Source organism: uncultured Legionella sp. (assembly GCF_937871865.1).
Lineage (GTDB): Bacteria > Pseudomonadota > Gammaproteobacteria > Legionellales > Legionellaceae > Legionella.
In genome coordinates this window covers 1-3,520 of record NZ_CALMPD010000095.1, presented here as the reverse complement: position 1 = coordinate 3,520, position 3,520 = coordinate 1, and the positions used below count along the sequence as shown (strand labels likewise).

Sequence of the window (3,520 nt, the reverse complement as noted above, 5' to 3'; positions counted from 1 at the left end):
ACAGGAATAATCCTGCGTAATAATTACTCACAGACATCAATTCTATTTCGCGACATCGACAGTTTATCCACAAATTCTGTGGATAAACTTGTGTATAGAGCTGTGAGTAGCTTGATAAATAAGCTGATTCCAAAATTGTTTTAAAATAAACCATTCGATATGTGAGTTATTAAAAAATGCTAATTTTTGATATCAGTTTTCATGAGATAAAATTTGTTTCTACACTGCTATTTCGCATATAAAAAAATGGATTAATTGATGATTGACTTCATAGTTAAATTGTAGTAAAGTTGTTCTTTTTTTGATCTTAATGCCATTTCGAAAACCATATGGAGTATTTGTAAATATAATAGTTTTACAACACGTCTTCTTTAAGTGCGAACATCATCACACATGTATAAGTAGTGTAATAACATCTCAATAGTATTCTAGGTTTATTGAGATGTTACCAGAAACTAAAGGAACATTTTCGAGTTGGCTCATATTTAATGAGCTCACTATGCCAAAACCAAATGATTTAAATTCTCTTTTACAGGTACAACAAGAAGCTGCCGGCTCAAATTCTGATTATTATTTGTTTCCGTTAGGCACTGATACGCTATTCACAGCAAAGCCAACGAAAAACTCTTCAATTGTTGCAGAGCAAAAGAATTATGAAAATGGTGAAACATTGTCATATATGGCCCAATTGGTTGCTAATAGATTAGGGGAAGATGAGCCCGAAATACAAATAGATAGGCCCTTGTCATTTAGCACACCTTCTGTCGATGTGCTTAATGGTCCCACAACACTAGGAACCGAAGTAGGGGATAGGGTTGCTCAGGGAGTCTTTCTGATTTTGAAAGCTATTGCAGAAGGGAAAAAAAATATTCAAATTGCGGCACATAGCCGTGGAGCTGTTGAATCCATTTTAATTGCTCACGAATTAGAACGGATCAAAGCAGAGCTCACTTCGTCAAAGAATCAAACTATTTTTCAGATACTATCAGAATCTCCCTGTAGTTATACCCGAAAGGGATTTAAAGATTTGTTTGGTGAAATCAATGAACAAAAAATTATAAGAACTTTATTAGCTCAACGCTTATCTAGCGCCAAAATAAATATGTTTTTAATTGATCCGGTTCCTGGTGGCAGCTGGTGGGGAATTGGAGCATTATTTGCCTGGAGAGATCAACGCTTTTATCAAAGCCTCCCTTGTACCTATGCTGAGCTCGCTTTACTTCGAGATGAACGGACACGTTGTTTCATTCCAATAGTACCGAGTGGACTAGCTCCCTTAATTTTCCCAGGTCATCATGGTACAGCAAGCGGCAATATATACTCTCAACAATTTGAATCTGTTCCAGAAGCTATTGAATACAGAGACACTGCTTTGGTTCAACAATTAATGTTGCTCAAATTAATGAATTTTATCAATAAAAGCACTGGATTATTCGATAGAAATTCAAAAACAGTCTCCTTGGAGCATTCGGTTTTGGATGAGCTGACGAATGAATTTCTAGCGTGCGATAAGCCTGGAAAAGCAGAGTTTCTTTTAACATTATACAAACACGTGCATCTGAATGATAAAGCATACAGACATTTTTCCAACACGTCCTACCCCATCCTGGGAACTGAGTCCTCCAGTTCTGGAGCCAGACTAGTACATGCCCATGGGCATAATTACACGGCGATGGATTCGATTGCTCCATCATGGGGAGGGAAGTTTATTAATAAAGAGCATGCATTTTTATATCTGTTAAAAAACATGGAATTCGAACTTGAAAATGATGATTATCAACCTGATAAATTAACCTCTGCACTAGGCAATGGGTTGGTGAAGCTATTCAAAGGCTATTCGAATTGTCATAATACCGACCCAACTGATTTGTTGCAAAGCATCAGTCATAATTCACACGCATTACTTGACTCAGATGTTGAGCGTAAAGCTACTTTTGATGCAATCTCCATATTTATAGATACAATAAGCCAAAAATATTTGCGTAATCATTTATCCGTTGCTGTTAAAACTAACTTATTAGCAGAAATTCATCGAATTTTTGATCTCCTGCAGAATTTAAAAAATATCGAAGTAGAAGATGCACCAATTAATAAAATTATTGATGAATGTGAGATCATCATTCGTACCAGCTTAAAAAATACAGCACAAACGCATTACAGTACACTACTGGATCAAGCAAACAGAATTGATCAAAGGCTTCGCTACTTCCTTGCTCCTGAAGAACAATTCAATGAGGTCTTTAAGGACTTTATTACGACCCTTGAATTATTTGCTGCGGAGGAAAATGACTGCTCTCACCTTATCCGCCGTGTAATTAATTCACTTACATCGAATCAGGATAACCCAATATCCGTGAAGCAGATAGAAACAGTTCTATATGATGAACTGACTCATTTAAATGATAATGATACTTTATCTGCGAAAGAGGCTATAGCTTATATAATGAAGTCTTTATCAAGCAAATCACCCAGTCTTGAGGGATTTTTTGATGCAGAAGAATTGGATGTTCCAGTGTTGTTGTCAGAACTGGATAAGTTATATGAGAACTTTGATTCATTCATTAATGGATTTGAGCATGTACAGCAATTGGCAGGAAACTCACCATTAAGCATGAGTCCTTATAGCCTTAAAATGCAACGGGATCGAATTATCAGATGTATTGCCGAGATCCTGATTAAACATCAGGTTGACTTAAGTAATAAACCCCAAGAACTTAGTGATGGGCTGTTTCAAGTAGTCAAAGGTAAAGTGATTGATTTGGGTGGTTCCAATCTTGAGGTTGCCAATTTATTCAGAGACGTCAATCAACTAAGAAATTTAATTATCGATAATACGCAAAATATTAAGTCCATAAATCGAGTTCAAGAAGAGTATTTATTGCAATTAAGAGAATTGCAGCAGAATCATCAGAACTTAATGGAGCAAATATCTCGAAATAAATCTGCTATTGAAAGCCTGACTGCTCAGGTGATTGAGAATGCAAAGACGTCAAACGATGAGTTTGAACACTTAAAGAAAGAGCGATTGCAATTGATCCACCAGCTGACTGAAAGTAAATCTGCTTTGGAAGATTTAACTCAACTTTTGTCTGACACGAAACAGGAAAACAGTACTGAAATTGAACGATTAAAGCAGAAGCATCAACTATTAATCAAACAATTAACTGAGAGTAAATCGGCTCAGGAAGAGTTAACTCGTCAGATGATTGATGCAAAACAAGAAAACAGCTCCGAACTGCAAAGATTAAAGCAAGAACAAGAGCTCTTAACAAAACAACTGAGGGAAGGCCAAGCTGCGTTTGAAACATTTCTTTGTCAGGTGGCGGAGGCTAAAAAGGTAAGTAATACTGAAACCCAAGCCTTGAAACAGGAACAGGAGCGATTAACCTCACAACTGACTGAAAGTAAATTAGCTCTGCAAGAGTTAACCCGTCAGTTGGCTGAGGCCAAGCAGGAAAACGGCAATGAAACCCAAGCCTTGAAACAGGAACAGGAGCGATTAACCTCACAACTGACTGAA

At 36.8% G+C, this 3,520-nt stretch carries 1 protein-coding gene; it reads left to right on the top strand.

Translation table 11 applies throughout. The features are described from left to right. Positions 1 to 499: 499 nt before the first annotated feature. Positions 500 to 3,520 (top strand): hypothetical protein (locus Q0495_RS05550; protein ID WP_298623960.1); only part of this gene is annotated, 3,021 nt, incomplete at its 3' end.